Source organism: Alkalihalophilus pseudofirmus, from assembly GCF_029094545.1.
In the GTDB taxonomy this organism is placed as follows: Bacteria; Bacillota; Bacilli; order Bacillales; family Bacillaceae_D; genus Alkalihalophilus; species Alkalihalophilus pseudofirmus.
On record NZ_CP117835.1, the window covers coordinates 1707129 to 1731006 of the forward strand.

A 23878-nucleotide genomic window follows, 5' to 3' on the forward strand; every position below is an offset into this window, starting at 1 on the left:
TGTAACTATGAAAATTGAAATTGGTAAACGTAAATACATAGAAACAGATTCAATTGGATATTTAATCAAAGAATATACTGGCAAGCAGGATAAGAAGACAGGTAAGGATTTATATACTATCATTGGCAGCTATGGAACATTAGATCATGCTATCAAAGGTGCTTTTAAACACTTAGTTCATTTATCCGATGCAGAGATATTAGAGCAGCTTCAGAAAGATATTGAGAAAGTAAAAGAGAAACTGACTAAAATTTATACGATGTGAGGACTCAAAATGAAAGAGATGAAATTTAAAGTTAATTATGAGTTTGAATTTATTTGCAGGTATGGATATTACGATGTCTATGCTTTATGGGTTAATGGCAAACATATAGGACTACATATTGTTCACTAAGTTAAAATGAATAAAAATCAGATAGGGGATAGATAAATGATTAAACCATATTTTAAACATAGTAGCAACTTTAGTTTAGTTGAAGTAGAGGATCATGGAGTAATTAATTTGACAGAGTTACCGATTAAAGTGAGAGAAGGCGAAGAAGGTCATTATGAGCTAGGATGGGTTTCTACATCTATTGAGGGAGAAAGTACATACATATTGTCTGAATATGGTGGAAAAAGCTCTTTAACTTTTGGTGGGCGAAATATTGGAGTTTTACGTGAATTAGTCAAGTAATCTTCTATCTGGATATGAATATAATTAAGAGGTGGAAAAATGGATAAGCAGCAACATAATTACCTGTTAAATTATCTCGTAACAATTGATAATAAATTTGACTCCTCAAGAATTGGTCATAAATAAATTCACCAAGACATGATGTGAGTAATCGCTAGGCTAGCCACTGAGCTATATGAAACTCAGGAGAAATTAAGAGATATAGAAAATAAGATAAAGTAACAATCTTAAAGAGACTTGCTATGGCTTTTAAAAGGAGTGGTATACATTGACTAAATTGAACAATCTAGAGAGAAAGTTAGTAGCTACAATTTTATCTCATGTTGAAAAGAATTGTTCTGAGGTAGAAGAAGTTGAAGATTACCTTTGGAAGATGCTAGATAAAGATACAGATATGGAATAGGTGAAAAATTGAAAGGTGGATAGCCTATGTATGGGTTTATTTGCAAAGATGAGAATTACGAATGGTGGGTACGCAGGAAAGAAAAAGGCAGATCAGAAATTATCATATCAAGAGAGAGTGATGATTGGATCACACATTACGACTTAAGCTATGTCACAAGCATGTATTGTGATTGTCCTAAAGAAGTAAAGAGTGTAGCAAAAGAACTTATTTCTTAATTTACTATTCAAATAAAAGAGAGATTTTAAATCAACCTGCAAGGGAGAGATATGAAATGAAGAAGAACTTCAAATTTGTACTTTCAGATAAACTGAAAAAAGCAGCTCCTCATTCGGCTAATACAGAATTTATAGCTGAAAAGCATGACAGCATTGATGACCTATACGTGATTTCTTGGGAAGAAGATGGAGAATGGGGAGTTAACAATTATTTAGATGAAGATGTATTTGACAATGTTAACAACGGTTCTTGGGTTCTTGTAGACTAAGCGAATGGAGTTGGGCTATGTGACTTATGGTGTTATTAATGATTGGGATGGGCTAGTTGATTCATTTGATTCATATGAGGAAGCAGAAGCAGCATATGAAAAGGAGAAGCAAGGAAGAGTATGTGAAGGCGTAGAAGTCGAGCAGTCATTTGTAAGTTTGGTTGAACTAGATGAAGAATTAGAGGAAATTAGAACAATCAAGAAAGTAGTAGCTGTTGAAGATGTCCAACTAAGTAAAGAGATAGGAAGTCCTAAAGATAATGGCTATGACTGGGTTGGATGGGCTAAATGGCTTGATGTAACAAATAACGTGAAAATTAGAAGCGGTAGGAAACAACATGAATAACAACTCGCATGCTTTTGTTCATATAATAAATGACTTAAGAATGAAATTAAGAGACGCAAATAGAAAAAATGAGCGTTTTGAAAAGATTATTTGTTCTATTGCTAATATTGACACTCTATTCCTACAGTCAAATGGAGAGGATCGAGAGTTTAATGAAACAGAGGCACTAGAAGAAATTGAAAGGTTAGTGATGCCTGTTTGGATAGAATACTGTAAGAGACAGCATGATAATGATTAATAAATAATTAAAATTAACGAAGGGATATGATTGTATTGAAGTTAGATTATGGCTCTGGAAGTCAGCCGAAAAATGGGTTTCTAAGCTCTGACTTTTGTGGCAGCCCAAACTATGACTACTACATAAAGGATTATAAAGTATTAGATGCGCAAGATCATTCTTTTGATGTAATCCATTGTCGTAATGTAATTCATCATATACCGGAAGAGGATCTACCAATACTGTTTGCTGAGTTTAAAAGGTTGCTAAAACATGATGGTGAGCTAATCATATCTGAACCAAGGAAAGAATTTCATAAGCAGAATTTAATACTTGATATTATTTGGTACAGGTTTCTTACTCATAACGATAAAATCATGCTACCTCAAGAATATGTAGATTATAAGAGGTATTTAGATGGCTTCATAGCAGTACATAGTAAGGATGATTATAATAATGAAGTTGTTACATATAAGAAAGCAGAAATAGTAAAACTAGCAATTTAAAATAATTATGAGGTGATAAATATGAAAAATACAAATGAAATTACAGAAACAGTAGTCGAGTTTTTAAATACAGATGAAAATTGCACTTTAGTTTCAAACGAGATAAATATGCATGAAGTTTTAACCATCGCAAATAGAGAAAAAATAAATATTAATAACAAAGAAGGAAAAAAGTTTGAATCGTCTTTTGGATCACAAAAAGAGCATTATATTAGATATGAATAAAATGAATCTTTCAATGAAAGGAGGTAAATGAGCTTGCCAAACTACTTAAAAGGTGTGTATGATTTTAAAACAAGTGAACTAGTAGAAGAATTATCAAAGCGCTTAGGTGTCGAGAAACTAACAGCAGCTCCTCATTCTGACTTTACTGTTCAGGTTGATAAAGACTGGAATGGGCAAAAAGAAGATTGGACAGACGAAGGAAGTGCAATTATCCTCATTATTAAAGATTAAAGGTGATACATAATGAACATTAATCAATTCATAACAGACTATAAGCAAGGCTTTCCTCTACATGAGATCTGCAGCATGAGAAATATTGACCGAGCAGTTGCATTAAAGACTTTACAGCAAATTAAAGAGAACAATAAAACAGGCTACAAGTACAATCAAGCTTTCAAACAACTATTAGCAGACAGATATGTTGCTGGTGGAAGCATTCAGTCTATGGCAAATGAAATTGGCTCATCTTGGAATGTAATTAAAAAGTATGTTGATGAGATGCTTGAGAAGAAGTATAGGAAGGTGATCTGATGCAGAGGAAAGAGTTTTACATAGTAAGTGTGGAAAATGGTAGTGATGTAAGTGAATATGAGGGTGTGCTAAATGAATTTAATGTACATATTGAACAAATGGAAACTGTTGATATGCTTAGCTGTGCTACTGTACATATTCCTGTGTGGAAAATTTCTTTAACAATTGATGAGTTAAGCAGCTTACCAGAGAAGTTAGGTTGTGAATTGATCGTAGATAATGATTACACTTTGTATCATTTTAAGGATGATTATGATGTGATTGAAGAGCTTGAAGGTACAGTATTAGAAATTTATGATGGATATAGAGAATAAAATTAAATAAAATATTTGTATTACAAAAACAGGAGATGATTAAGTGAGTAAACAAGTAGAAGTGACAAAGGAAATGGCTGATGTGTTGGATGAAGTTATCCATAAGAATAATTCTATCGAGGAAAACTTGTATGAAGTTTTATCGTATATTAATGACTACATGCCGGATTTAGATGGATACTTAAATAAAAACAATATGAGCGCTCATAGACTTTTAGATGCTATCACTTGCGGATACAAGCACAAGTATGAGTTTAAAGAGAGAGATATTGTAATTTGTGAAGATACTGGCACTATCTATCAACTTCCTACAAAATTAGTCTCTGTGTCAGCGGCTAATAAACTTGAGAGATTCAAGCTAGTCTGCAAAGCAGAAAACAGAGAAGATAAATAAATTAAATAAAAAATTCGTTTTAAGGAGAAATGACACAGACGAGGAAAAAAAGACACATTGAGTTTGTTGGGTATGGCTGTTTCAGTTAATAAAATTGCTAAAGAGATAGGTGATTAACATACATATTAAACGAGCAATCAGAAAAATGAAAAAAGGTATTCCTATTACCCATACTTCTTATATGAAGAAGGTAAATTTCAGGTATGTAATAGCTCAATTCTATGATGATAGATTTGATAAGTTACTAACCGAAGAAGACTTGATTAATAGTTACAAAGGATATAAGAAAGTTTTAAAAGATAAATATGATTATCAGTGGGAGGTTTGGGATACTAATGCAGAAAAAGCTAACATTCAGCAGAAATTAGAAAAGCTAAAAGATCAGGAATATATGTTGAAATATGAAATGAGTGAGTTGGAGAATAGGCTCAAATCTTTTGACTAAAAATAGATAAGAGGTGTGTGAATGATAATTGATGAAAGTAAAATTAATGAATTAATCCAGAGTGAAGTGAAAGCCCAAGTTGAAAAGAAGATGAGGCTTCAAAAAGAGATTGAGGAAAAATATGAATATGAAAAAGATATTTGGTATAAAGACATTGCAAAATCCATCTCATGCAAGTCGATGCAAGAGGATTACTGAAGCACTTGAGGAAAATGATAATTACTATTAATTAAAATTAATTTTAAAAGAAGGTGTAATAGTGAGAGAGATTAAATTCAGAGCATGGGACAAAGAGCACGAGAGAATGTTTGACGTTGTTAAAATCACCTATGAAGACAACTCTGCTATTGCTTGGAGAAGCCCATATAAAAAATGAAAAGGTTATTTGGGAAACCAGTGGGTTAGAAGTCGATCAAGAATGCGAACTAATGCAATTTACAGGCTACAAGGATAAAAATAACAAGATGATTTATGAAGGCGACATATTAGAAGGTAGTCACTATCCAATTAGCAATGAGGATGATTATTACTTGGTGGTGGATTATGCTGAGGATCGATTTTGGGGTGTAAGGAGATTATCCTCTAATTCATCAGCAAGAGGAATTTCAAACGGTATGGCAGATGGCTTATACGAATTTTCTGATCAAGATTTAGAGGTGGTTGGAAATATTTATGAAGACTCAGAACTATTGGTAGAAGAAGTTAAATAGATAGCAATTAAAATAAAAACTTTGTTTTATCTACAATTAAATAATAGGAGGGATAACTATTAAGATTTTAAAGCTACATAAGTCAAAGCATGGTCATTATTATGCTGTATTTGATGAGATACCCGAAATGACATATGAAAGAATAGGGTTAGACTATGTTGGCACATCTGTTGACTCCATTGGAGATATTATTTCTAGTCACCATTTAAAGCGAGAAGCATTTGGTAATGCCTTTGCTGGTAGAACAATTAAACTAAAAATGAAAGACGGTAGTATAGAAAGAATTAAAGATTATTGGTTTGATTGTGGTTCTTATGAAAGTCACGGTGAGTTTATAAGTATTGGGGCAGGAAGAATTGAGGAGCTTCAAAACTGTTATGTGTACTCTGGATATAATATAAACAAAGCGACATTCGAGAGAATGCTAAACGATTATCTGTCTAGGGAGAGAATATATGATTACAGAGAGATTGAGGAATGGTGTAATCTGCAGCACAAATGGTATGAAGTAGTTGTAAACAATAAGAAGATTCCGTATATGATGAATAAATATGGAGAAATGGTTGAAAAGTGGACAAAGAAAAAAGTGTTTGCAAGGGAGAATAGAATAAAATCATTCGGTGGAAAATTGAAAGAGTTTACATATTTTAAATTTAAATATAAAGATGAGGACAGATTAATTAAAATTGAGGCAAATTATCTGGACGTTCTCAAAGCTACTCTACCTTATTCAGAAGAAGAAATTATTAAGAATTGCAAACTGCCATTAAGAAACACGTAGACTATGAAATAGTAATTTTAACGAATGATTAGTGTAATTCTTAAATAAGGAGTTATTAAATTTGAAGAACTTAATTCACTTGCTGTGTTGGACAGGGTTTACAATCGGAATTTTATTGCTTTAGAAACTAGTTATGGAGGATAGATAATAATGAACCAAGAAGAAAGAGAGCAATTTCAAGAGCTAGGAGAAGCTTGGGAAGATATAAAAAGTAGAAGCGAGAATCTCCATCCAAAGTACGTTGATTGGCTTATTGAAATAATCAATAAACAAGAGGAAGAAATTGTAAGTCTAGAGAAGCGATCTGAAGGAGCTTTGTATATCTCTAATTATAAAGTTCAGCCTAAAGAGAAATTTGAGCTTTAAGTCCCGTACCATCTTGCAGCGTTAAATAAAATACAGGATTTATAGAAATAGGAGATCATTATGACTAAACCAATATTAAATAAGGAATACATGATGGAACTTCTCAGAGATTTTAAAAACACTCAACCTAAAAAGAAACGGAACAATATAGACCAACTATTCCACAAGATGATCACAGGGAAAGAGTTAAATCGCAGGAACAAAGAGACGTATAAGGAATGGCAGAATTTCTTCGCTAGTGCTGTATTAAAGGGAGTAGTCATAAAAGGAGTGAGTAAAAATTAAACTTGAAAAGCAACTGCTTAAGGATAAGAGAAAAAAGATACTTAATAAGGTTTTTGAAAACACGATTAAGTATCTTATCGGATATCCAGTTCACTATACAATTATCTATCCGAGCGAATACATAAAAAAGAAATATACTGAATATGAAGAGTCCTATTATCGAAAACGATTTGATGTAGTTGAAATGAAAGCTATGAAAGAAATTAAACAGTTTGCAGCAAGTAGGTTAGCTGGTATGTTTGGAGGTTTAACAATTGCTGAAAAATTAAGCTATGATGAAGATGAGGATTTAGTAATATCAAAGTTTCTCAGTGATTCTACTTATAGATATAATAAAAAAGGTCGTAAGTTCTCTATGATGTATGGGAAACTATTTAAAGAAGAGATCGAAAAGAATCATCTTAAGTATATGAATGAGCTTGTGGTCTGGTTATTAGACGAAGGTTGCAATGTTAGACATATGCAGGTTTGGTCAGGCTATAGCAGGGTTGACTGGTTAGTGGCTGAATTAAAAAAAGATAAAATTAATCGATTATAAAGAGGTGATTTAATTGATGTTTGTATATATCACAGGATATTTATTTACGGTGGTAATTAGTTATCTATTGTTCAGACTAACTCTTAAGTTAGATAAGAAAAATGCTCACTGTCATCCGCTAGAGTTTGCGTTATTGATTTGCTTGTTGCCAATCTTAAATGTTATTACTTCTCTAGTTATATGCCTCATGCATATACCTAAAGGAAGGACAGTTACCGTTTCTATTTCTAAAAATAAGCTAAATAGGTTATTTGGATTAAAAGAGTAAATAATGAGTAGAAATGAGAATTAATAGCTATATCTTTATCGGAGTAAAGCGAAAAAGGTTGATATACCAAGGGTTTTAAGAGTTAAATTTTGAATAAAATATGGTTTTTATAGGGAGTGAACATATGGAAAGAATGCATAAATTAATTAAAGTCCTTAACGAAGCAAATGATGCTTATTATAATAGCAATAATCTTCTATTGTCGGATCGTGAATATGACTTAATGTATGATGAGTTATTGCAGCTTGAAAAGGAATCTGGTGTAACACTTTCTAACTCACCCACGCAAAGAGTGGGGTATGAAGTGAAATCTAAGCTAAATAAGACTGAACACCCCAAGCCATTACTTTCACTTGATAAGACAAAGGACATCAATGAGCTTAAAGCATTCATTGGTAATCAAGAATGTATCATAAGCTTAAAGATTGATGGACTTACTACAAAGACTGACTACAAAAATGGAAAGCTAACACTTGGATCTACTCGTGGTAATGGCTTAATTGGTGAAGTTATTACTCATAATGTTAAGACATTTAAAAATGTGCCAACTCATATAAATAACGATATCTCTGTAGTAGGTGAGTCAGTAATTACATTCTCAGACTTTCAAGCCATCAACTCTACACTTGCAGACGAGGATAAATATAAATCTGCTCGCAACCTAGCAAGTGGCTCAGTACGACAATTAGACAGTGAAATTTGTAGTAAGAGAAATGTTAAATTCCTTGCTTTTGGACTACTTGAATCAGCCCATGAATTTAAAACAAGATCAGAGCAGCTTGAATTCTTACAGTCTAGAGGGTTTGAATTAGCTCCTTATCTTTTAGTAAATAAAGATAATGTGGATGATGCTGTAGCACTATTGAGAGATAAAGCAATTAAAGATGATATCCCTATTGACGGCTTAGTGTGTACATACAACGATATCAAGCATGCGGAGGCATTGGGCTATACATCTAAGCACCCAAAATACTCACTCGCTTTCAAGTTCGAAGATGACGAATATGAAACTGAATTCATTGGTGTAGAAGCGAATACAACTAGAACGGGCATGATCTCTTTAACGGGATTATTTAAACCTGTGGATATTGATGGAGTAACAGTTACTCGTGCATCATTACATAATGTAGATTTATTTGAAGGGTTGCAGCTAGGTGTGGGTGATACAATCACAGTTAGACGTGCTAACATGGTTATTCCACAGATTATGAGCAATCTAACACGCAGTAACACTATTGATGTGCCTGAAACTTGCCCATCATGCGGTCATAAGGCTGAAATAAAAGTAGCCAAAGAAGCAAGATTCTTATACTGCAGCAATGAGCAATGTGTGTCACTAGTAGGTAGACGCTTAGAGCATTATGTCAGTCGTGATGCGTTGAATATTCAAGGATTTTCAGAAGCAACGATTAATAAGTTTATTGAGCAAGGTTTTATCAAGACAATTGATGATATCTACTCACTATCCAAACATGAAAAAGATATTGTGAAATTGGATGGCTTTGGTAAGCGCTCATATAATAAGTTAATTCAAGCAATTGAAAGCTCAAAGAAAGTTAAATTCGGAAGTTTTATTTATGCGTTAGGCATCCCACATGTAGGAAAGTCTACAGGAAAAACATTAGCTAAAGAATATACTCTTGAAACATTACCGAGTGCAGAGAAACGCTCTCTAATGCAATTAGATGACATTGGACAGGTAGTTGCAGAGAGTATTGTCAGATGGTTCTCTGTAGATACCAATGTGAATCTATATAAGAAGCTTATGGAAGTTGGCTTAGAGTTTGTTGAGTCTGCATTAGTAAGTGAGGATAGCTCCATAGCAGGTAAGACCTTTGTTGTTACTGGTAGTGTTGGAGTATTTAAAAACAGAAAAGAGCTTCAAGCAAGAATTGAAGAGCTTGGCGGTAAGGTGTCAGGATCTGTGAGTGCAAAGACCGATTATCTTATTTGCGACATGGATAACAGAACAAGCACTAAATTTAAAAAAGCAGAGAAGTTAAATATTCCAATTATAACAGAAGACATATTCCTAAGTATCATTGAGGGTGAGGTTAGTGAGTAGACTTGCTACAAGTATAATTGGAGAAAAGTTTAATAGGCTTATCGTGGTGGATCAATATCAGATAAACGGAAAAGGTAAAACTATCTGTGAATGTAAATGCGATTGTGGCAGCAAAAGATTACTGAAAGTAAACTACAGTGAGATTAAAAGGGGGAAAGTTAAGTCTTGCGGTTGTCTTGTAATAGAGAATACCAAAAAGGCAAACACTAAACATAAAAATAGTAACTCTCATCTACATAATGTTTGGTGCAAAATGAAATCCAAATGCTACAATCACACTAGTAAGTACTTTAAAAACTATGGTGGCAAAGGGATTGAAGTTTACAAATACTGGCTGGGTGTAAGTGGCTATGATAATTTTTATGACTGGAGCATGTCTAATGGATACTCTAAAGGATTATACCTTAGTAGAAAAGATAAGATGAAAGACTATTCACCAGATAATTGCCTGTGGGGAAAGTCTAAAGAAACATACAATAATGAATCCTTTAGTATGAAGAGTAAATTATCAATTAACGGAAGTGAATACACTCTAGAGCAAATCTGTTCTTTGGTTGGAATATCCTTCAGGGCGGTAGTAGAGAGGATTAAAAATAACTATCTAGATGAGAGAATGCTTATGACCACAATGGAACTCAAACAGATTAATCTCAAACAAAAGCACGATGCACTTAAGATGGAAGAATATGACTACACTCCCTTTACAGAAATAGGAAGTAACATGATTGCGGAAAAATCTAAATCAGGAATATATGAAATCAAAAACAATCTTAACAATAAAGTTTACGTTGGGAGTGCGGTCGATATTTTCACAAGGTGGAAAAATCATATAAATAATTTAAATAGAAACACTCACCATTCGAAACATTTACAAAATGCATGGAACAAGTATGGAGGAGGGAATTTCAAATTTAAAGTCTTAGAATATGTAGATAAAGATCACTTAATAAATAGAGAGCAATATTGGATGGATGAATTGAACGCCTACTCTAGTGACCTTGGATATAATATTCAGTCTATTGCAGGAAGTCCACTTGGAAGAAAAATGAGTGACGAGACAAAGCAAAACTGGAGTAAAAGTCGAAGAAAACCTGTAGTACAACTAAAAGAAGATGATGGTATAGTATATCTTGTTGCTAGATGGGATGGGATTAAAGACGCAGCAAAACACCTGAATCTTCATGAGCAGAACATTTCACATTGCTGTAAAAATTTTCGTATACCTCATAGGTGTGGAGGATTTATATGGATGTATGCTAATGAGTTTGATAATTTATTAATTAATAATGATAAAGAGTCTAGCAGCTCGAAGAACAAGAAAGCAAAAGATTTAGGTGTGCCTATTATTAATGAAGAAGAGTTTGTGAGTTTAATAAAATAATTTAAAATAATAGTGGACATGTATAATTGATCATGTTACTATAAGTATGTAGCAAAGCAATTGAACAAGTCTTACCAGCCACTTTTAAAAAAACATTAAAATAATTAAAAATTAATAGTTTACAAGAATGATAGAGCGTGGTAAGATAAGAGAGTAGTAAAGAACAGGGGGAGTTGAACAAGACATATGAGCTTGGAAAAGTTCGTAGGGCTTCAACGTTAGATTAGCTAGGAGGGGGAGCTGATCATTAAATCAACCCGATATAGTAAAACGGATATTACGCCTCTCTCCTAAAGAGGAAGTCTAGGTTCGATTCCTAGTATTGGGACTTGCAACAAAAAATAAAAAGTTTACTAAGATAAGGTGGTGATAGCTATGGTAAAGAACATCACAAAAACTGCAGCAGAAGAGTCACAATGCAAATTGTGTGAAAGGAGTCCACCAGTACAACTTACATATTAAAAGCAATCTTTTATTAAGAATTACAATATAATAAATAAAAATTAACGGAAATTAAAAGGAGCGAATTTAACTATGGCAGAAAACACTAACACTTTACGACAAGCGGAAAATCAAGTACATATTGAGGGTATTTTATTAGAGAATCGTTTAGAAGAAAAAGAAATTAACGGGAAACCAGCAATTACAGGTGAAGTTGATATTGAAATTAAAGAAAACGAAGTACATACGGTAAACTTCTTCTCTTATAAATTTAAAAAGGACTCTAATGAAGAGAGTGGGCTTTATAAAGGTCTTGCTACAGTAATGAATGAGTATCAATCAGTGAATAAAGTGGGTGCGGAAGCAGCAGATAAGGTTCGTATCACTACTGGAAACATTGGTCTTAATGAATATTACACTCCAGACGGTCAATTACGCACATTCCCACAAATCAGCTCAAGCTTTATTAATCGAGTGGGTGCGGGTGAAGAGTTCACACCTAAGGCAGAATTCCGTGCTGAAGTAATTGTAGCAGCAGTAAAAGAAGAATATAAGAACGAGCAAGAAACAGGACGAGCCATCTTAGATGCATACCTGCCACTATACGGTGGAAAGATTGTTCCATTCACATTTGTAGTTGGTGAAGATGGCGCAGAATACGTCCAAGACAACTATGAAAAAGGGCAAACGGTAAAAGTTTGGGGAAATATTGTAAACTTTAAAGAGATTGTTGAGAAAAAGACAGAGGGTGCTTTTGGTAACGCAGATAAGCAAATTAAAACAAATACTGTTCGTGAATATGTAGTAACGGGTGGGTCTGAGCCTTATGATGAAGATAATGTAAATACATATAAAGTAGATGTAATTAAAAAGGCTCTAACAGAGCGTGAAGTACACTTAGAGCAACTTAAGAATAAGAAAAAGGACAATAAAGGAAGCAAGCCTTCAGGTGGAGCAAAGACAGGGTTTGAGACAAAACCAAATAAAAAACCAGTTGAAATTGATGATAACGACCTTCCATTTTAATATACTAAAGCAATAAAGTAAGTGGTGAATCAGATAAGATTAAAATAAAAAGTGAGGGGTGAAACTCCCCTCCAATAAATAAAATTAAACAATAAAGGGGTAATTTATAAATGGCTATTGATCTATTGGGAATTGAACCGACTGTAGTGAGCAGGGACTTACGTGGGAAAATTGTAACTTTTTACGGTAAGTGATTGCCGTCTAATGTGGCAACACATTATGAGTAAACTTCTGAAAAAATCGGGAAGCCTAAGTCATTTTGATATGGTAATCCGACCTGAAGGCTAGTGTAAAAAACTGGTCAGGGGCAACGCATAGGAGTGAAAACTGTGGCGCACAACATCTTTTGGGAGAGGTGTTGCTGTGAGAAATAGAAATTATGAAAATAGAGAAGTAATGCATCAAAAGATTGTGATTGAAGGCAAAACATATGGTCAAACAGCTAAGGAGTTAGATTGTAGTGCAACTGCAGTTAGGAACTGGGCAATCAAATTTGATTTTCCTAAAGAGCCTCTATACATAAAGCTTAATAGAGAACATGGGGAAAAAATAGAAAATGATTATACTCAAAACAATAAATTTTTTAGTGAAATAGCCGAAGACTATGGAGTCAACTGGCAAACAGTATCTGATGTTCTACGACACAGAAATATTAAAATAAGAACGAGATCAGATATTAAAAAGAAGCTAGACTCGGAAAACAAATGTAGAGTATATGACATCAATCGCAACTATTTTGAAACTTGGTCTAATAATATGGCATACATACTTGGTTTCATTTGTGCTGATGGATGTGTTCACACTCACTATGATGAAAAGTTAAATAAGTCAAAGAATGTTGTTATTATCTCTCTTGAAAAAAGCGACATTGAAATTTTACATAAAATAAAGGATGAGATCGGTTACGAAGGAGAAGTGCACACTTATAAAAGCAAAGGATTCAATAAAGAGAGCCACTATTGTACACTGAGGATGAATTCAGTTCAATTAGTTAAAAGTTTGAAGTCTTTAGGTGTGACAGAGCGAAAGTCCTTAACTATAAAAATGCCTCCAGTACCAGAAGAATATCAGCTAGATTTTATTAGAGGGTATTTTGATGGGGATGGGAGCGTGGGTGGTCAGTATCCTTCGAACTCATTTGGCATAAAAACTACCAAGCAGCAAATTAGGTTCAGACTGTTTAGTGGTAGTAGAGATATAATTGAATCAATGGAATTGATATTGAGAAATAAAGGACTAAAAAAGAAAAATATAAATAAGCAGCGATCCGTCTATGAAATATTATACAGTACAAAGGAATCGATAAAAATATACAATATGATGTACTATGATGGATGTTTGCACTTATATAGAAAAAAGAAAAAATTTGATGAGTTAATTCAAACAAGAGAAAGCCAACTAGCAGCTAATTAATATTAATAAAAATAATTATGATACTGTGTGCCGCAGAATAAAACTCCCAAGAGGCAGAAGCATCCCAAGCGGATGAAAAGATATGCTGAGCTGGATCGGAATTGACCGATTGTAGATGGAGTGCCTGAGCTTCATTGATGAGGGAAACCTCCAGAAGTAAAGGATAAAAAGCCTTTACGATAACAATCTGGAACCAAAATCAGGAAAGACTACTAATGCAACCAAGTTTCCAAACAGTTTACTATTGGCGTTTGAGCGCGGATACAATGCATTAAACAATGTTCATGCACAACCAATTAACAAGTGGACTGAATTTAAGCAAGTTTTAAAGCAGTTAAACAATCCTAAAGTACGTGAGAAGTATGAAACGATTATTATTGATACTGCTGATATTGCTTGGGATTTAGCAGAACAGTACGTACTAAATCGTGAAGGCGTAGACAAGATTTCTGATATTCCTTTCGGTGGTGGATATAAATTACTTGAGAAAGAGGTTGATCAAGCCTTTCGCTCCATTCCTTTAATGGATTACGGTTTAGTAATGATTTCTCATAGTGAAGATAAGCAATTTACAGATGAGAGTGGTCAAGAATTTAATAAAATTGTTCCAACACTGGCTAAAAAAGCTCGAAAAATCGTGTTGCGTATGTCTGATATCATCGGCTTTAGTAAGGCTGTAGAAACTGAAGAAGGTGTTGAGGTGCGACTTTATATGCGTGGGTCAACACGATTTGAGGCAGGATCAAGGTGGAAGCACACACCTAACTACGTGCCGTTTGATTATAATACTTTAGTTGGTGTCATCGCTGACGCAATCGAAAAGCAAGCCGAGGAAGATAAGGTGCAAGCGATTGATGGTCATGTAAATGTTTATCAGTCTGTGACAGAAGATCGTCCTTTTGAAGAAGTGCGAAATGAAGCTACAAAGCTTTGTCAAGCAATTGCAGCTGAAGTTGAAGAAGGTGATGAGCGTAATGCTCGTGTAGCTAAGATCGGAAAAATCATTGAGAATCACTTAGGTAAAGGAAGAAACTTAAAATCAACAGAAGAGGAGCAAAAGGATTTAATTGAGTTAATTATTCAAGATTTAAACGAATATAAAGAATCATTGTAATTACATAAGCAACAAATCATAAGGGAGTTTACTAGCTAGACTCCCTTATTTTTAAAGTAGGTGATATTTATCGCAGAGAAAGATAAGAAGATGATCTGTCCTGATTGTAAGGAACATGTTTTAAAGAGTGAAGCCACTCAAATAGGTAGAAGGTACTTTCATCCAGAATGTGCCGAGAAGAGAAGTAAGCAAGAAAAGAATAGTGACACAGAGAAGCAAGAACTTAAAGAATTGAAAGATTACATATACTTTGACCTATACGAGAAAAAGGTGAATATGCCTTTTATTATGAAGCAAGTTTCCGAGTTTAAGAATGAGTATGGGTATCGTTACAAGGGAATGGAGTTAACCTTGAGATACTTCTACGGCACTCTAGGCAATTCCATGCAAGAAGGTCATGGAATAGGGATCATACCTTTTATGTATGAAGAGACTAAGAAGCATATTAGAACTGTAATGAATGTTAAATCCAGTCTTAAAGACTTTGAAGTCAAAGAAGAAAGAGTTATAGAGATTAACACTCCTAAAAAGAGTGACAACAAGAGAATTAGAAGAATAGATATGGACTCGTTATAGGGTGGTGTGTAAATGGCGTTAAATGACAAGAGAGCTGTTTTTCAGGTTTTAGGGTGTTTGATGCAGAAATCCTATTTGCTTGAAGATGAAGAAAAATGGCTAGTTAAAGATGATTTTGATGAAATGTTTCATAAAATTTGTTTTGCAGCAATCAACAACCTTAAAGATGATGGAGTGGAAGATATTGACGTGATTATGATAGATTCATTTTTATCTAATTACGATGTTCACTACAAAATTTTTCAGGATAATGATGGAATAGAATATCTTATGCAGGCGATGGAAAAGGCAAGCTTAAAAAACTATAGCTATAATTACAACCGACTAAAAAAGTTTAGTTTACTTAGGGCTTACAAAAAAATTGGTTTTTCTGTAGATGATGTTTATGATGAAAACATTTTAAATCCACGAGAACAAGAAGAAATGATGGAGAAATTCGATAAAATGACTATTTCAGACATTGTAGACATTTTTGAGAATAAGCAGCTACAAATTAGAAACGTGTTTGTGAATAGTATGAATCGAACAACTGAACATGCATCTAAAGGCAATGAAGAGTTATTCGCTAGTTATAAGCTAAGCCCTGACTATGGTATCTCACTTATCGGGAACATACAAAACACCATTTTCAGAGGAGCGAAAAAGAAAACTGTAACAATGCGTTCAGCACCTCAAAATACTGGTAAGACACGTATTGCTTTAGCTGAAGCTACAGACATGGCTATTGACGAATTTTATGATTTAGAAAAAGAGGAATGGGTTCAACGCAATGTAGGTGAAAACGTACTCTACATTTCTACTGAAGCAGAAGCCGATGATCTAAGACCGACTATTTGGGCTTACATAAGCGGTGTCAAAGAAAGCAATATAAAAGATGCTCTGTGCACACCAGAAGAGGAGGAGCGAGTAAAGAAAGCAATTAAAATTCTTGAGCGTTCAAACTTTATTATTGAATACATACCTGATTTCAACACAGAGCTTATTGAGACAGTTATTAAAACACATATTCTAGAAAATAAAACAGAGTATATATACTTTGACTACATTCATATTTCAGTTCAAATCCTTGAGGAGATGGCTAAACGTTCAAAAGGAATGTCATTGCGTGAAGATATGGTACTGTATATTTTTATGTATCGGCTAGTTGAGATTGCAGCTAGATATGATGTTTATATTATAACGGCTTCTCAGTTAAATGGTGAATGGAAAGATGCGAGAGACGCTGATCAAAACTTGCTACGTGGCGCAAAAAGTCTGGCTGATAAGCTACATAAAGCAATGATTGCGCTTGTGCCCACACAGAAAGACTTGGAAGCATTAGAGCCAATTTACAAAGAAAAATTTGGGTGTGAGCAGCCAAACATTGTTTATCATATCTACAAAAACCGAATGACAAAATATAAGAGTATGAAGCTATGGCTCTATATTGATTATGACAATATGCGGGTCAAAGAATTGTTTCTCACCACTAATGACTATCAATTGGTGAATATTGAACCAACTGAGATCAAGCAAAAAGATAATGTAGTATAGGGAGGTGAACTCCCATCGCACTAGATAAGGACTTAATCAAAGAGTCACTAACAGAAGAAGAAATAAAAATTATACTTAGGGATTTAGGTAGTGCAGAGCCGAAACGAAGTCAACAGGGAGATTTACAATTCACTACTGTGTGCCACTCTGGAAGCAAGCATAAGCTCTATTACTACGAAGAAGGAAAGTCATTTAGATGTTATACAGAGTGCCAAGAATCATATGACATATATTCTTTAGTAATCAAAGCTAAAGAGCAGCAAGGCTACACCCTATCATTCTATGAAGCAATTAAATACGTAGCTGACGTCACTGGGAAACACTATCAAGCTAACAGTACATACAAATCAAGTGATAAAACAGATGACTGGGATTGGATCAATAAATTCAAAAGAAACAAAGTCAATACTGAGCTTAAAGTTTATGACGATAGAGTGTTAGATGTGTTTCTCCCATATCCTCACGAAAGTTGGATAGAGGAGGGAATTTCATCTGAGTCAATTAAAAAGTATGGTATTGGCTTCTATGTTTCTCAAAATCAAATAACAATTCCTAACTATAATATAAAAAATGAGCTTATCGGTATTAGAGTAAGAAACTTAGATGAGGAGCAACTTGCAATGGGAAGGAAATATGTCCCTGCTAACATTGGGTTGATTCAATATGCCTTCCCGACAGGCTTCAACCTCTTCGGTTTAAATAAGACACTTCCCACAATTAAGAAGCATAGAAAGATTGGATTATTTGAATCAGAGAAATCCGTCTTAAAGTCTGACACTTTCTATGGAGATGAAAATTGGACTGTTGCTTTAGGTGGTAGTAATATCACAAGATTTCATTTAGATATACTGCTTTCCATAAAAGAGCTTGAAGAGGTATTTATACTACCAGATAAAGAATTCGCTGAAGTAGGAAGTAAGCAAGAGCAAATATATGCAAAGAAGATATTGAAAGATGCACAGATGCTTGCTCCTTATTTTCGAGTCCATGTAGTGTGGGATAGATGGGGTAAGTTGGGTTTAAAATCAGCGCCTATTGATCATGGAAAAGAGACGTTTGAGTTTCTATTGAAGAATAAAATTGAGATAACTACTAAGGATGAGGTGATTGGTTGAATTATAAATTAATAAGTCCGTTTGAATATGGCGATAATCCAATTGAACATGTTTTGAAGAATCGTGGAATTGAGAATCTAAAAGAGTTTTATAGTCCAACTAAAAGTAATGTAGGACATCATAGTCAACTGAAGAATATTGGGAGAGCTGTAAATTGCTTAATTAAACATGTTAAAAAAGGGGGTGAGGCATTCGTTCAGGTTGATGCCGATCCCTGACGGCTATACTAGTTCTGCAGCCTTAATTAGCTATCTAAGAAGAGTGTACCCTGATTTTAAAATTAACTATCGACTACATGAAGGCAAGCAACACGGAGTTATTTTAAGTGAGATACCCGACTCCGCAACTCTTGTTATCATCCCCGATGCTGGCTCATCACAATATGAGGAGCATGCACACCTTTCTAAAAAGGGCGTAGACGTTATCATTTTAGATCATCACCCAGTTGACGAAGAATCACAGCATGCAATCGTAGTTAATAATCAACTCTCACCTGACTACACTTCAAAAGCTATCACAGGTGTTGGTATTGTCTATAAGTTTCTAGAGGCTTTAGATAATGAACTAGGTGTAAACTACGCTAAAGACTACCTAGATTTAGTTGCTATTGGCAATATTGCCGATTCTGCTTATATGGGAGATTTAGAAGCAAGATTCTATGCTCTGAATGGATTAAAAGGCATTAAAAATAAATTCATTAAGTCAATGTTTAAGAAACATGAATTCTCCACAAAAGGAGATAAAACTTTAACTTCTACTAGCTTCTATATTAACCCAAGTATAAATGCGATTATCCGAGTTGGAAAACAGGAAGAAAAGGATCAGCTATTCAGAGCGCTAATGGGTATTGAGGAAGAAGTATACTACAAACGGAAAGATACTTTTGTTCCATTGGAAGAAGATACAGCAAGGATTGCAGGTAATGTAAAGAGCAGGCAAGATAAGTTGCGTGATAAAGGTGTAGTAGCCATCAAAGAACGTATTGAAGAAAAGGGATTATTGAAGAATAAAGTTCTAATTGTAAATGTGACTGATTTACTTGATAAAAACTTAGGTGGTTTGGTTGCAAACCAACTTGTAAAACTCTATAAAAGACCAGTTTTATTGATACGCAAGGATGAAGAAAAGCCAGTGTTTACGGGATCTGCTAGAGGTTACGAAAAAGGACATATTAAGGATCTCAAGCAATTTTTACGTGACTCAGGATATTTTAATTTTGTAGAAGGTCATCCTAATGCTTTCGGTTATAGTATTGATGCTGATAAGCTTGTAGCAATGAATGATTACATAAATGAGCAGCTAAAGGGTGTAGAGAATGAAGATGTGCATGAAGTTGATTTTATAATCACAGACAAGACATCTAAGCCTGATCAACTTATTGCAGAAATTCATGAGCATAGACATCTATGGGGTGGAGGAGTCGATGCACCACTCTTAGCATTTAAGCTCAAGTTTGATAAAGATGATATACAAATCTTAGGTAAGGTTAATAAGACCACACTAAAGTTTAAGTATAAGAATATCGAGTTTATTATGTACAAACAAACTGAAGATATGTTTAATAAGGTGTTTGGTAAAGATGGGGAATATGCAATCGAAATCGTGGGTAAGTGTAATGTAAACGAGTGGAATGGCTATATTACTCCACAGGTTATGATGGAAGACTTTGAAGTTGTTAGTGTAGGAGAAAAAGAATTGGTATTTTAGTATTGACTTACCTATTAAAATAAATTAAAATTAATTTATAATTAAAATAGGAGGTGTTGCTGGTGTGTATGGTTGGCTTACACTGTCATAGTCATTACTCTAATATTAGATTGCTCGACAGCACAAATAAAGTAGATGAATTGATTAAGACTGCAGCAGAGTTAAATTACAACGGTATAGCTATTACTGATCATGAGCTACTTAGTGCGCATGTTGAAGCTATTCAAACTGTTGAGAAGTTCAAAAAAGAAGGAAAAATACATAAAGACTTTAAACTGATACTCGGCAATGAGATTTATCTTGTGGACTCTGTAGAAAAAGTTAGAGATGAATATGTTGGGGGAGTTACAAAGTTCCCCCATTTTCTCTTATTGGCAAAGAATGCTAAGGGACATCATCAATTGAGAGTGTTAAGCTCTAAGGCTTGGAGCGACAATTATTTTAGAACTGGTATTATGGAGCGTGTACCTACTGAGAAATCCTTCCTTGAAGAAATAGTGAAAAAGGATCAAGGAAACATTATTGCTTCAAGTGCATGTCTAGGTTCGGAGTTAAATATTTATCTGCTAGAGCTAAAAGAGGCAGAAGAAACAAATCAATTAGATGCTATAAAAGGAATAAAAATTAAGATTGATGAATTTATTAAATGGTGCATTGATGTATTCGGTCAAGATAACTTCTATATCGAGTTGCAGCCAGCCTATAGTGAAGAGCAAATCTACTGCAATAATAAGCTAGTCCCTATTGCAAAGCATTATGGTTTAAAGTGGATTATTACAACGGATGCTCACTACCTACGACCCGAAGACAGAGAAGTACATAAAGCCTACTTGAACGCTAAAGAAGGTGAGCGAGAAGTAGATGATTTTTATGAGGCTTGTTTTCTTCAATCCTTAGAGGAAATCAAAGAAAGATTAAATTACTTTGATGATGAGATCATTGCTGAAGGACTGAAAAATACTCTACTTATTGGTGATATGGTAGAAGACTATGACATTAGAAACGAAACTATTATTCCTAAAATCGATCTTCCAGAGTTTGAATTGAAGCATATCTTTAAGCCTGTTTATGATAAATACACTTACATAAATGATATTGCTCATTCAGACAGTGATCAAGATAGATACTTACTATACTTAATTGAAGAAGGGTTTAATAAGTATTTACGGGATGATAGCTTAACTAAAGAAAAGTTTCATATTATCCTCAGCAGAATTAACGATGAACTAGGTGAGCTATGGGAGATCAGTAAGAAACTCGGTCAATCCATGCCAAGTTACTATGTAACCGTAAAAGAGATTATTGATGTAATTTGGGATGATTGTAAAGGTAACAGCCTTGTGGGAAGTGGTCGAGGAAGTAGTAGTGGTTTTATTATTTGCTTCTTACTTGGTATTACACAGATTAACCCATTGGATTATGAAGTTGAGATTCCTCATTGGAGACATTTAAGCAAAGAACGCCCTGATTTTCCAGATATTGATATAGATTTTGAAGGGGCTAAACGTCCACAAATCACACAAGCACTAAAAGATCACTTTGGTCATAATAAGGTTTTGAATGTATGTACGTTCGGTACTGAAGGCTCAAAGTCAGCTCTACAAACTTCTTGTCGTGGACTTGGCATTGATAGTGATACAGCTCTATATTTAAGTGGTATGATTCCGTTTGAGCGAGGTGCTAACTGGTCACTATCTGATTGTTTTTACGGAAATGATGAAAAGGACAGAAAGCCAGTAAAAGAATTGATTCGAGAGATTGAAAAATATCCTAAGTTAAAAGAAACTGCACTTAAAGTTGAGAACCTTATTAATAAGCGCAGTATTCACGCTGGTGGTATTATTGTTTATAATTCAGATTTTACTGATACAAGCGCAATGATGAGAGCGCCAAACGGTAATCCTACTACTCAGTTTAACCTTAGTCAAGAAGAGTCGCTTGGTAGTATAAAATACGATCTTTTGACCGTGGAGGCAGAAGATAAAATAAGGGAAGCTCTCAACATGCTACTAGAGTATGGAGAAATTGAATGGCAAGGTAGCTTACGTGAAACATTTATTAAATATCTCCATCCTAAAAACATTGAGTACAATGATCCTAAGATATGGAAGATGCTTGGCGAGGGCAACGTGCCCGATCTATTCCAGTTCTCAACTGAAATAGGAATTCAATCTGTTACTAAAGTTAAACCTTCCAATCTAACTGAAATGGCAGCAACTAATTCACTTATGAGACTAATGCCCGATGATGGTGAGCAGCCTGTAGATACATTTGTGAAGTATAAAGGTGATATTGAACTATGGTATCAAGAAATGGACAGGTATGGACTTACTGCAGAAGAGCAAGAGATTATGAAAGAGCATTTATTAAAGTTAAACGGGGTTGCAGATTCCCAAGAATCAGTAATGGTTCTTACAATGGATGAGAGAATAGCGAATTTTGGAGTACTTGAATCCAATGAATTACGTAAGATCATCGCAAAGAAAAAAGAGTCTGAAATTAAGAGAATGAGAAACACATTTTTTGAAAAAGGATTAAAAAATGGAGCTAGTGAAAACTTGTTAACATACATCTGGGATGTTCAGATTAAACGACAGCTTGGATATTCGTTCTCGAATAATCATGTAATTCCATATTCAATTATAGCCTTACAAGAGCTAAATCTTAATTATCACTTCAATCCTATCTACTGGAATACAGCTTGCTTGACCGTAAATAGTGGTGGTCTAGATAAAGGAGATGAAGATGAAAAGAATGCAAACCGAACAACAGAATATGGGAAAATTGCAGCAGCTATTGGGAACATGAGACAAAATGGAGTAAAAGTAGCGTTGCCTGATGTCAATCGTGCCAAGTTTGGATTTTCTCCAGACCTAGATACTGATGAAATTATCTTTGGTCTTAAAGGTATTAATGGAATTGGGGATGAAGCAGTACATACTATATTGGAACATAGACCTTTTCAGAGCTTCAATCACTTCTTAGAAAAGCTATTCCACTCAGGACTCATTAAGAAAGGTCATGTTATTCAACTTATTAAGGGAGGAGCATTTGATAAGTTTGGGCAGCGTGAGGAAATTATGATTCAGTTTATTGAGCTGGTATCAGAAACTAAGCAGAAGCTAACTGCAGCCAATTTACCAATGATCATAGGGCATGACTTACTTCCAGAGAAATTTAATCTGCATAAGAGATTTTTCAGATTTAGAAAGCACGTTTTGAAATCAGTTTACAAAACCATCTCCAAGCCTAAAGATAAGCTATTGATCTTAGGGGAGTCAGAAACCGAATTTTTTAATGAACACTTCTCTGACGATAGTATTGTAGACATGGTTGATAATAAAATTGTCATTTCAGATGTGCGATTTAAAAAGGAATATGACAAGAAAATGGAAGCTGTCAAAGAATGGCTTCAAGATGAGCAAGTGCTTGCAAATTTAAATAAGGCTATCATTAATGAAGAGTTTACTAAGTATGCAAGTGGAACACTTAGTAAATGGGAAATGGACTCAATCAGCTTCTATTATCATGAGCATGAATTAGCACACGTAAATGAAGTTAAGTATGGAATCTCTAATTACTTTAAAATGAATGAAGATCCTACTGTAGTTAGAATGAAGAAGCGAGGAGATAGAGAATTTCCAGAGTTTGATATTCATCGAATTATTGGAACTGTGCTTGATAAAGATAAAAATAAAAACTCTATTACTTTACTTACTCCATATGGTGTTGTTAGTGTGAAGTTTTACGCTGGTGCATTCGGTCATTACAATAAGCAGATTTCACGCTCCAATGGTGATGGTACTAAAACAGTATTAGAGAAGCCTTGGTTCACCAGAGGTAACAAATTACTTATTTCTGGCTATAGAAGAGGCAATAAATTTGTCCCACGTACATACAAAGATTCAATTTATCAACATACTGTCTGCTTAATCGAAGATATTGACAGCAAAGGTAATTTGACTCTTAAGACTGAACGAGAGCACGTTTAAACTTATTTGATAAAATAAAATAA

General features: G+C 34.3%; 31 protein-coding genes and 1 tRNA gene. All 32 read left to right on the forward strand.

What is annotated here, in order from left to right:
* The first annotated feature begins 7 nt into the window (after window positions 1-7).
* Complete coding sequence (locus PQ478_RS09005) at window positions 8-265, forward strand: hypothetical protein (protein ID WP_289236572.1); 258 nt, start codon at window positions 8-10, stop codon at window positions 263-265.
* Window positions 266-430: 165 nt separating this feature from the next.
* On the forward strand, window positions 431-676 hold the full coding sequence (locus PQ478_RS09010; protein ID WP_289236573.1) for a hypothetical protein: 246 nt from the start codon (window positions 431-433) through the stop codon (window positions 674-676).
* Between the two features lie 268 nt (window positions 677-944).
* A complete protein-coding gene (locus PQ478_RS09015; RefSeq protein ID WP_289236574.1) occupies window positions 945-1079 on the forward strand; it encodes a hypothetical protein in 135 nt (44 codons plus the stop codon).
* A 26-nt stretch (window positions 1080-1105) separates the two neighbouring features.
* Window positions 1106-1297 (forward strand): hypothetical protein, encoded by a 192-nt coding sequence (locus PQ478_RS09020; protein WP_289236575.1) that lies wholly within the window; start codon window positions 1106-1108, stop codon window positions 1295-1297.
* Between the two features lie 56 nt (window positions 1298-1353).
* Window positions 1354-1566 (forward strand): hypothetical protein, encoded by a 213-nt coding sequence (locus PQ478_RS09025; protein WP_289236576.1) that lies wholly within the window; start codon window positions 1354-1356, stop codon window positions 1564-1566.
* A 19-nt stretch (window positions 1567-1585) separates the two neighbouring features.
* On the forward strand, window positions 1586-1912 hold the full coding sequence (locus PQ478_RS09030) for a hypothetical protein (protein WP_289236577.1): 327 nt from the start codon (window positions 1586-1588) through the stop codon (window positions 1910-1912).
* Entirely contained in the window at window positions 1905-2150 is a 246-nt protein-coding gene (locus PQ478_RS09035) for a hypothetical protein (RefSeq protein ID WP_289236578.1), read from the forward strand. Before PQ478_RS09030 ends, PQ478_RS09035 begins: the two co-directional genes overlap by 8 nt.
* A 35-nt stretch (window positions 2151-2185) precedes the next feature.
* The gene (locus PQ478_RS09040) at window positions 2186-2635 is read left to right on the forward strand and encodes a methyltransferase domain-containing protein (protein WP_289236579.1); all 450 of its coding nucleotides are present in this window, start codon (window positions 2186-2188) and stop codon (window positions 2633-2635) included.
* Between the two features lie 21 nt (window positions 2636-2656).
* Window positions 2657-2860, forward strand: a complete 204-nt coding sequence (locus tag PQ478_RS09045) for a hypothetical protein (protein ID WP_289236580.1) — start codon at window positions 2657-2659, stop codon at window positions 2858-2860.
* Between the two features lie 33 nt (window positions 2861-2893).
* Window positions 2894-3091: a BC1881 family protein gene (locus tag PQ478_RS09050; protein ID WP_289236581.1), complete on the forward strand. Its 198-nt coding sequence runs from the start codon at window positions 2894-2896 to the stop codon at window positions 3089-3091.
* Between the two features lie 12 nt (window positions 3092-3103).
* Entirely contained in the window at window positions 3104-3391 is a 288-nt protein-coding gene (locus PQ478_RS09055) for a hypothetical protein (protein WP_289236582.1), read from the forward strand.
* Window positions 3391-3705, forward strand: a complete 315-nt coding sequence (locus tag PQ478_RS09060; RefSeq protein WP_289236583.1) for a hypothetical protein — start codon at window positions 3391-3393, stop codon at window positions 3703-3705. Before PQ478_RS09055 ends, PQ478_RS09060 begins: the two co-directional genes overlap by 1 nt.
* 43 nt (window positions 3706-3748) lie before the next feature.
* Window positions 3749-4099 (forward strand): hypothetical protein, encoded by a 351-nt coding sequence (locus PQ478_RS09065; protein WP_289236584.1) that lies wholly within the window; start codon window positions 3749-3751, stop codon window positions 4097-4099.
* Window positions 4100-4244: 145 nt separating this feature from the next.
* Entirely contained in the window at window positions 4245-4544 is a 300-nt protein-coding gene (locus tag PQ478_RS09070; protein WP_289236585.1) for a hypothetical protein, read from the forward strand.
* A gap of 21 nt (window positions 4545-4565) precedes the next feature.
* Window positions 4566-4742, forward strand: coding sequence for a hypothetical protein (locus tag PQ478_RS09075; protein WP_289236586.1), 177 nt, complete (start codon window positions 4566-4568; stop codon window positions 4740-4742).
* A gap of 116 nt (window positions 4743-4858) precedes the next feature.
* Window positions 4859-5254, forward strand: coding sequence for a YopX family protein (locus PQ478_RS09080; RefSeq protein WP_289236587.1), 396 nt, complete (start codon window positions 4859-4861; stop codon window positions 5252-5254).
* A gap of 127 nt (window positions 5255-5381) precedes the next feature.
* Entirely contained in the window at window positions 5382-6035 is a 654-nt protein-coding gene (locus tag PQ478_RS09085; RefSeq protein ID WP_289236588.1) for a hypothetical protein, read from the forward strand.
* Window positions 6036-6185: 150 nt separating this feature from the next.
* The gene (locus PQ478_RS09090; protein ID WP_289236589.1) at window positions 6186-6401 is read left to right on the forward strand and encodes a hypothetical protein; all 216 of its coding nucleotides are present in this window, start codon (window positions 6186-6188) and stop codon (window positions 6399-6401) included.
* Between the two features lie 60 nt (window positions 6402-6461).
* Window positions 6462-6686 (forward strand): hypothetical protein, encoded by a 225-nt coding sequence (locus PQ478_RS09095; RefSeq protein ID WP_289236590.1) that lies wholly within the window; start codon window positions 6462-6464, stop codon window positions 6684-6686.
* Window positions 6687-6870: 184 nt separating this feature from the next.
* Complete coding sequence (locus PQ478_RS09100; RefSeq protein ID WP_289236591.1) at window positions 6871-7224, forward strand: hypothetical protein; 354 nt, start codon at window positions 6871-6873, stop codon at window positions 7222-7224.
* A 392-nt stretch (window positions 7225-7616) separates the two neighbouring features.
* Window positions 7617-9557, forward strand: coding sequence for an NAD-dependent DNA ligase LigA (ligA, locus tag PQ478_RS09105; protein WP_289236592.1), 1941 nt, complete (start codon window positions 7617-7619; stop codon window positions 9555-9557).
* Complete coding sequence (locus PQ478_RS09110) at window positions 9550-10938, forward strand: GIY-YIG nuclease family protein (RefSeq protein ID WP_289236593.1); 1389 nt, start codon at window positions 9550-9552, stop codon at window positions 10936-10938. Before ligA ends, PQ478_RS09110 begins: the two co-directional genes overlap by 8 nt.
* Before the next feature lie 256 nt (window positions 10939-11194).
* Window positions 11195-11266, forward strand: a tRNA-Arg gene (locus tag PQ478_RS09115).
* A 206-nt stretch (window positions 11267-11472) separates the two neighbouring features.
* Entirely contained in the window at window positions 11473-12405 is a 933-nt protein-coding gene (locus PQ478_RS09120) for a hypothetical protein (protein WP_289236594.1), read from the forward strand.
* Between the two features lie 363 nt (window positions 12406-12768).
* Complete coding sequence (locus tag PQ478_RS09125) at window positions 12769-13818, forward strand: LAGLIDADG family homing endonuclease (RefSeq protein WP_289236595.1); 1050 nt, start codon at window positions 12769-12771, stop codon at window positions 13816-13818.
* Between the two features lie 187 nt (window positions 13819-14005).
* Window positions 14006-14932 (forward strand): ATP-binding protein, encoded by a 927-nt coding sequence (locus PQ478_RS09130; protein WP_289236954.1) that lies wholly within the window; start codon window positions 14006-14008, stop codon window positions 14930-14932.
* 90 nt (window positions 14933-15022) lie between these two features.
* Window positions 15023-15508, forward strand: coding sequence for a YorH family phage-derived protein (locus PQ478_RS09135; RefSeq protein WP_289236596.1), 486 nt, complete (start codon window positions 15023-15025; stop codon window positions 15506-15508).
* 12 nt (window positions 15509-15520) lie between these two features.
* The gene (locus PQ478_RS09140; protein ID WP_289236597.1) at window positions 15521-17041 is read left to right on the forward strand and encodes a DnaB-like helicase C-terminal domain-containing protein; all 1521 of its coding nucleotides are present in this window, start codon (window positions 15521-15523) and stop codon (window positions 17039-17041) included.
* A gap of 137 nt (window positions 17042-17178) precedes the next feature.
* Complete coding sequence (locus PQ478_RS09145; protein ID WP_289236598.1) at window positions 17179-18156, forward strand: hypothetical protein; 978 nt, start codon at window positions 17179-17181, stop codon at window positions 18154-18156.
* On the forward strand, window positions 18153-18374 hold the full coding sequence (locus PQ478_RS09150; protein WP_289236599.1) for a hypothetical protein: 222 nt from the start codon (window positions 18153-18155) through the stop codon (window positions 18372-18374). Before PQ478_RS09145 ends, PQ478_RS09150 begins: the two co-directional genes overlap by 4 nt.
* Window positions 18361-19863, forward strand: a complete 1503-nt coding sequence (locus PQ478_RS09155; protein ID WP_289236600.1) for a DHH family phosphoesterase — start codon at window positions 18361-18363, stop codon at window positions 19861-19863. Before PQ478_RS09150 ends, PQ478_RS09155 begins: the two co-directional genes overlap by 14 nt.
* A gap of 68 nt (window positions 19864-19931) precedes the next feature.
* Entirely contained in the window at window positions 19932-23855 is a 3924-nt protein-coding gene (gene dnaE, locus PQ478_RS09160; RefSeq protein WP_289236955.1) for a DNA polymerase III subunit alpha, read from the forward strand.
* Window positions 23856-23878 lie beyond the last annotated feature (23 nt).